The sequence below is a fragment of the Sulfurimonas hongkongensis genome, from assembly GCF_000445475.1.
Lineage (GTDB): Bacteria > Campylobacterota > Campylobacteria > Campylobacterales > Sulfurimonadaceae > Sulfurimonas > Sulfurimonas hongkongensis.
This window is the reverse complement of sequence record NZ_AUPZ01000022.1, coordinates 21,483-28,430: the sequence shown is the minus strand read 5'-3', so window position 1 is coordinate 28,430 and position 6,948 is coordinate 21,483. Positions and strand designations below refer to the sequence as shown.

Annotated in this window: 7 protein-coding genes; all 7 read right to left on the bottom strand. The window is 35.3% G+C overall.

What is annotated here, in order from left to right; genetic code table 11:
• Positions 1 to 574 precede the first annotated feature (574 nt).
• Entirely contained in the window at positions 575 to 1,312 is a 738-nt protein-coding gene (locus M947_RS23045; protein WP_021288545.1) for a MipA/OmpV family protein, read from the bottom strand.
• Entirely contained in the window at positions 1,309 to 2,070 is a 762-nt protein-coding gene (gene mreC / locus M947_RS23040) for a rod shape-determining protein MreC (protein ID WP_021288544.1), read from the bottom strand. The genes M947_RS23045 and mreC overlap by 4 nt, the downstream gene beginning before the upstream one ends.
• Positions 2,063 to 3,100: a rod shape-determining protein gene (locus M947_RS23035; protein ID WP_021288543.1), complete on the bottom strand. Its 1,038-nt coding sequence runs from the start codon at positions 3,098 to 3,100 to the stop codon at positions 2,063 to 2,065. Before M947_RS23035 ends, mreC begins: the two co-directional genes overlap by 8 nt.
• 33 nt (positions 3,101 to 3,133) lie before the next feature.
• Positions 3,134 to 4,378, bottom strand: a complete 1,245-nt coding sequence (gene clpX / locus M947_RS23030) for an ATP-dependent Clp protease ATP-binding subunit ClpX (protein ID WP_021288542.1) — start codon at positions 4,376 to 4,378, stop codon at positions 3,134 to 3,136.
• Between the two features lie 41 nt (positions 4,379 to 4,419).
• Positions 4,420 to 5,226: an acyl-ACP--UDP-N-acetylglucosamine O-acyltransferase gene (lpxA, locus tag M947_RS23025; RefSeq protein WP_021288541.1), complete on the bottom strand. Its 807-nt coding sequence runs from the start codon at positions 5,224 to 5,226 to the stop codon at positions 4,420 to 4,422.
• 48 nt (positions 5,227 to 5,274) lie between these two features.
• Positions 5,275 to 5,721 (bottom strand): 3-hydroxyacyl-ACP dehydratase FabZ, encoded by a 447-nt coding sequence (gene fabZ, locus M947_RS23020; protein ID WP_174349086.1) that lies wholly within the window; start codon positions 5,719 to 5,721, stop codon positions 5,275 to 5,277.
• Positions 5,722 to 5,819: 98 nt separating this feature from the next.
• Positions 5,820 to 6,902, bottom strand: coding sequence for an epoxyqueuosine reductase QueH (locus M947_RS23015; RefSeq protein WP_031348209.1), 1,083 nt, complete (start codon positions 6,900 to 6,902; stop codon positions 5,820 to 5,822).
• Positions 6,903 to 6,948 lie beyond the last annotated feature (46 nt).

Genomic DNA, 6,948 nt, shown 5'->3' with positions numbered 1-6,948 from the left:
AAAATGGAGTATGCCAGTGAGAAATTGGTCACTGACTATTTCTCAACTTGCTATCTTTTTCGAAGGGAGGCTGGATAAATATTTAGAGGTGTAGCTTTATGTTACTAAATGTAGCTGACACGAAATTTTAAACGGTCTCATTTCAGTTAAATAATAAGTGTTACGAAGTGGTGCATTTTTGCACTGCGTTTTGGTACATTTTTGGATTGCGCTTGACACTTAATCCAGTTATGTCTATTGGTATTAACTGTTGTAAATTTTGATTTATTGATGTTTCATATTTTATTTTTTTAGTTGTTTCAAAAAAATGAACTTCACTATTGCCATGCTTGGCAGACTTTATTCCACCTCCAAATAAATTTATAATTTTATCTTTAATCATAAATACAATAAATAATGCAACGGCAGGACATCCAGTATATTTAATCAAGCACATTATATGCAAATTAACTTTAAAAAATAAAAAAAACTTACAATTAAAATGTGTGTTATGTATTCTAGCGTGGAAATAACATATAAAATCTTTGTTAGTAGTTTAAATAATAGTAGTGCTAAAGACTCTGTATTTAAAGTTCTAATACTTAAAAGTATATATCAAAGAGAGAAGTCCGGAATAGATGTAGTCGTCGTTTACTATAGGGCTTGACGATGCTTCATTTGAGAGTTTGTCAACTCGAAGGTTTACTAAGGTAGAGATGTTTTTAGTTATAGGGTGTCTTATATAGGTTTGAACTCCTACCATCAAGCCAGCACTTGGAGAGTAAGCTTTTCTGCTTCCTAACTCTTCTGATTTTTTAACACCATAATAGTAATCAACAAATTTAGCTGATTCATAAATCAAAATTAGGCTAGGGTAAAATGAAAAATCTCCAGCCTTAAAGTCATACCCTATCTCACTCTTTACTATCCATGAATCATATCTATCTAAAATATCAGTTAACAGCATTGTCTCAACGTATGCTGAACCTTTTTTCACATTAAAGGCTAAACCGCCCTCAAATGTTTTTTTTCTCTCATCCATCCCATCTATATCATCTACTTTGTAACCATAGACTCTAGGTTGAGCAGTTAGTGAAAATCCCCAAGCAAAGTCTTCATCTCTAGCTCCTAAAAAATAGACTCCAACTCTTGTCCATTTTGCATATACTATGGAGTTGTCAAAGAAGATTACAGGACTAGCAATTATATTTGTATCTACATTTGTATATGGTTGAGATTGAAAGTACGCACCAGCGCCTATTGAGAGATCATGTTTTTTATCTTCTGCTTGAAGGTTGAAAAAAATTAAAATTAAAATTAAAAGCGTCCTCATCTAAGCTCTTTTATCATGTAAAAATAGCTCGGGTCATTTGATTCATAGTAGGGTTCTATGAGAGCGTTTTGATATCCTTGAGACTTACTTACAGAGACAACTCGTCCAACTTTTAGACCTTTGAAAAAAATCTCATCTAAACCAGAAGTAATAACTTCATCTCCCACTTCTATCTTAAACCACGCAGGAATAAACTTTACCACTAGGTTTTTAGCATTGTTTCCATGTGCTATTCCCGGTGCTCTTGTTTTGCCAACATAAACAGCATAAGAGCTTTGGATATCTCTGTTTAGAAGTCCTAAGGGTTTTTTATTTTGAGGCACTACTATCCCAGCTACAAGCTCATTATATGTTAAACCGTAGATTTTTGAAGAGTTGTAGTCATCTACATCTAACCAAATTCTGTTTAAATCGCCAAATTTTTGATACGATAGAGCACGGACTAGTTGAACTTTTGGATCAATAGTGATCTCAGAGTTATTGGCTTTAAAAAGATCATTTATTTCAGATGCCATCTGTTGCATTACAAGATGGTTATTTTCATAACTTTGAAGCTCATCTTTTAATGAAGCTATAGTTTTTGCTTGAAAGATATGTTTATCGATACTATTTTGTACAAACTCTGTAGAGTTGTGATAGTGTGATTTGAAGTAGTTAAGAGCCGAAATTAAAGGGCCTTGAATAGTGTTTGTGTAGTATAAGGCACTCACAAAGAGTGCGATAAAGAGTAGAAAAAAGCCTAAAAGCTCTTTATTCATTTTCGAAAAGTTCTTGGAGTAGGTCTATCTCTTCTAAGGCACGACCAGTACCACGAGCAACTGCTAAAAGTGGCTCATCTGCAACATAGACAGGAACCTTTACGATATCGGCTAAAAATTTATCAAGTTGGCGAATTAGAGCTCCACCACCAGTTAGGATAATACCGTGATTTACAATATCACCAGCTAGATCTGGTGGCATCTTCTCTAGAACATCACGAAGTGCTTCTGCTATCTCTTTTAGAGGCTCTTTCATAGCCTCTCTTGCATCTTCACTTGTAAGCTCTACTGAGCTTAAGAGTCCCTCTACTTGGTCTCGACCATTTACAACCATAGTTAACTCTTCAGCAAGTGTTACAGCTGTTCCTATGTTGATTTTGATCTCTTCAGCAGTTCTCTCACCTATAAGTAAGTTATACTTCTTCTTTACATAATCAACTATACCCTTGTCAAGCTTGTCTCCAGCAGTTCTGATGGACTTTGAGAGGACTAAACCACCAAGAGATACAACACCAACCTCAGTAGTACCACCACCGATATCCACAACTAAGTTTCCTTGTGGTTCACGAATGTCAATGCCCGCTCCAATAGCAGCTGCCATCGGCTCTTCTATCAAAAACACTTCACGAGCACCGGCACTTAGAGCAGATTCACGAACAGCTTTTCTCTCAACCTGAGTTAAACCATAAGGAACACAGATGATGATTCTAGGGCTTATAAGAGAAGTTCTTCCATGCGCTTTTTCTATAAACTTTCTAATCATCTTCTCAGTCATATCAAAATCAGCAATAACACCATCTCTCATAGGACGAATAGCTTTAATATTTCCAGGTGTTTTTCCAACCATTTCTTTAGCTTCATGTCCAACTGCTAAAACTTTTTGATGTCCATATCTCTCTGTTTTTACTGCAACAACTGATGGCTCATTTATAATAATACCACGACCTTTTGCAATAACAATAGTGTTTGCAGTCCCTAAGTCTATAGATAAATCGTTAGAAAAAAGCCCTACTAGTTTGTTAAATATCATATCTCTTGTCCTTAAATTTGTTGTATATTATGTTTACGCTATCTTTTTAGTTGACTTTTTTATATATACGGGTGCAACATTTTCATTTATAACCTCTGGAGTTATTAAAACTTCATAACCTGCATAATCAGGAAGCTCATACATTATATCTATCATATTTTCTTCAAGTATTGCACGAAGTCCACGCGCTCCCGTCTTTCTTTTGATAGCCTTTTGGGCAATTGCTCTTAGTGCATCTTCTTCAAAATTAAGCTCAACTTCATCTATAAGGAAAAGTTTTTTATACTGTTTTATTAGAGAGTTTTTAGGTTCAGTCAATATTCGGACCATATCATCTTCGCTTATTTCATTTAGTGAAGCTATAATAGGGAGTCTTCCAACTAACTCAGGTATGAGACCATATGAGACCAAGTCATCAGGTTCAACCATATCATAAGTCATTTTTCTCTCTTCTTTGCTCTTTTTATCGTGTCCAAAACCTAAAACATTATCGCCTTGTTTTTTCTTGAGTATCTCATCAAGACCATCAAATGCACCGCCGCAGATAAACAAAATATTTGTAGTGTTTATAGTTGTAAACTCTTGGTTTGGGTGTTTTCTACCACCTTTTGGTGGAATGTTTACCTCTGCACCCTCTACTATTTTTAGAAGTGCTTGTTGAACTCCCTCGCCTGATACATCTCTTGTGATAGAGCGGTTTTCACTCATGCGTGAAACTTTATCTACTTCATCTATAAAAACTATGCCTTGTTGTGCCCTCTCAACATCACCATCAGCTGCTTGGATAAGCTTTGTTAGGATATTTTCAACATCTTCTCCAACATATCCAGCTTCGGTCAGACTTGTGGCATCAGCTATTGCTATAGGGACATTGAGAACTCTTGCAATAGTTTGAGCCATAAGTGTTTTACCACTTCCTGTTGGGCCGATTAGTAAAACATTTGATTTTGCTATCTCTGTATCATCATCTACTACATGTTTTGTTTTAAAAATTCTTTTATAGTGGTTATAAACTGCAACACTAAGTAATTTTCTAGCTCTCTCTTGTCCAATGATGTACTCGCCTAAAAACTCATTTAACTCTCTTGGTGTCATTAAGTTGTTTACAGCCTCTAAGAGCTCTTCTTCATCTACTCCCAAAGCCTCTTTTTCATCTCCAAACATTATTTTATAGGCTGAAATCACACAGTTTTTACAGATGTAAACACCATTACCAGCTATTAGGGGGTTTTCTTCACTCTCACTCGCGTCACAAAAACTACAATGTCTATGAATCATATTTCACTTCCTTTTTACTCATCTATTCACGAAAATTTTTATCATTTTTTTCTTTGAGCATCACTTCTTCTCTCAAATGGTATGCCTCTTTTTGTCTTTAGCACAAAGTCGCATAAGTCATTTACATAGTGATTTTGAGTTATCTCAATAAGCTCACTTGCACTCTCTTTTAAAGGTTTACCAGACTCAAAAAGATCTCTGTAAGCAGATTTTAGCTCATTTATATCCTCTCTATCTAAACTTCTTCTAAGTCCTGTTAAATTTAGTCCCCTAAGTGTCGCACGATTACCCTCAGCCATACAAAAGGGAGGTACATCTTGAGCAAGTGCAGAAGCACCGCCAATCATTGCATAATCTCCAATATGAACAAACTGGTGGATAGGTGTCATACCGCCAATAACAGCGTAATCTCCAACTTCAACATGACCAGCTAAAGTTGCAGCATTTGCTAAGATGCAGTGGTTTCCAATAATAACATCATGACCTAAATGTACATAACCCATAAAAAGATTGTGATTTCCTATGATGGTTTTTCCGCCACCACCCTTTGTCCCAGGGTTAAAGAGTGTAAACTCTCTTATCTTGTTATTATCGCCAATTATAAGTTCAACTTCTTCTCCATCGTACTTTAAGTCTTGTGGTATTGAGCCAATTACTGAGTGAGAGAAGATAGTATTGTTTTTTCCAATAGTTGTTTTTCCGTAGATGCAGGAGTTTTGCGCTATCTTGGTGCCATCACCAATGATTACATCTTTTGAGATAAAACAAAATGCTCCTATCTCAACATCTTTGCCTATTTTTGCACCATCTTCTATGATTGCATGTGGGGAAATTTTATTGTTTGACATTTAATCTCTTTGTGTTTTAAACTTTAGTTCTTTGTTCATAAATCTTAGTTATTTATCTACTATCATAGCTTTTAACTCAGCTTGAGAAACTAAAACATCATCTACATATGCCTTACCCTCTAACATCCAAATAGCGCCTTTATTTTTTATAACACTGATATGATATTCTAGTTTATCTCCTGGTTTTACAGGGGAGCGAAACTTGGCTTTATCTATGCTCATAAAGTAAACAACTTTGTTTGCAGCTTCTTTTTCGGTCATATGGTCCATGCTTTTAAATGCAAGTATGCCACCAGCTTGAGCCATTCCTTCTAAGATCATCACGCCTGGATAAATAGGGTGTCCTGGAAAATGTCCTTGAAAAACATTGTCGCCAATAGTTACATTTTTATAACCAATAAGAGTTTCATTTTTTACAATGTTAGTTACGCGGTCAAGCAGTAAAAAAGGGAAGCGATGAGGTATAATCTTTTGAATTTCGATAACATCCATAATCATAGTCTAAGAAGCCTTATAGTAATTTTTGGATATTTTAGCTAAAAAATGATTATATAATCATTAGTACAATGCAATATTTACTCATCAAAGAGAATTTATATTATAAGTAATTTTTCTTTAGTGTCTTGGTAAGTTGTTGCATCTAGTGATATTGTGAGTTTTGCATCACATATCTGCTCAACTACAATGATGGGAGATAAAGAGTAAGGGTTTGGTTCTATGAGTGCTCTAATGCTAAGTTCTTTTTCAAATGATGGAGGGTTGAAGATTAGCTCTTTTATGTTTTTATAGTCTGAATCACATAGCTCATTAAAGTGTTTTAAATCTATAAACTTAATCTCTTGGCGATTGAAGTAGTTGATGTTTTTATCTTTAAACTCTATGCGTCCATCAGCCTTTTTTTTATCAAGCATAGAGTAACAAATCGAGTAAGCTGGTATGAGTTCACCCTTGCCTTTAGTTAGCTTGAAGTTAAAAACTCTGTAGTTTAAAAACTTCTCTTTTACTATCCTGTACTCTATGTTTTGCTCTTCAAGTTCAACTCTTTTTTCATACATTGCGAGACGTTCTTCAATGGAAGCTGGAAGTGTTGTGTTTGAGATGGGTGAGAACATCTCATCCATAATGCGATCTTGTTCCTCTCTTTGCATAGTTAGACCATAGATGCAACCACAATAGTCTTGACGATAAAGCATCTCCTCTTTTGTAACTTGGGACTGGTCTTGAGTGCCGCCATTTGAACGATAATCAAGTGCTATAAACTCAACTCCATACTTTTTAAAAAAAGCATCACCACTTCTTTTTAGTTGCTCTTGAGATTTTAGAGGGCTAACGAGAAGTGTTGTAGTTATTTTTTTCTCTCCAAGTTCAAGAGCTTTTTTTGCACTAACTTCAAAGCGTCTATCAAAGCAGACTTCGCATCTTGCACCTTTTTCTCTCTCCCTCTCAAGACCTTTTACAGCAATCAACCAGTTTTCATAATCATATTCGCCCTCAATAAGAGAGATGCCAAGTTTTCTGCATGATCGTTTAACATCTAAAAGTCTGAGTCTATATTCTAAATATGGATGGATATTTGGATCATAAAAAAAAGCTGTGAGTTTTTCATCTGGGAAGTCATGATGAAGTTTTTGCAGAAAAAAGTGACTATCTACACTGCAACAGATATGGACTAAGATTTGTAACTCCTCTTCTGACTTTCTTATAGTTCCACCTCGACAGAGG

Excerpts from the sequence above, each read along its gene's own strand:
- M947_RS23045 (WP_021288545.1), bottom strand. The coding sequence starts at position 1,312 with ATGAGGACGCTTTTAATTTTAATTTTAATTTTTTTCAACCTTCAAGCA.
- lpxA (WP_021288541.1), bottom strand. The coding sequence starts at position 5,226 with ATGTCAAACAATAAAATTTCCCCACATGCAATCATAGAAGATGGTGCA.
- clpX (WP_021288542.1), bottom strand. The coding sequence starts at position 4,378 with ATGATTCATAGACATTGTAGTTTTTGTGACGCGAGTGAGAGTGAAGAA.
- mreC (WP_021288544.1), bottom strand. The coding sequence starts at position 2,070 with ATGAATAAAGAGCTTTTAGGCTTTTTTCTACTCTTTATCGCACTCTTT.
- M947_RS23035 (WP_021288543.1), bottom strand. The coding sequence starts at position 3,100 with ATGATATTTAACAAACTAGTAGGGCTTTTTTCTAACGATTTATCTATA.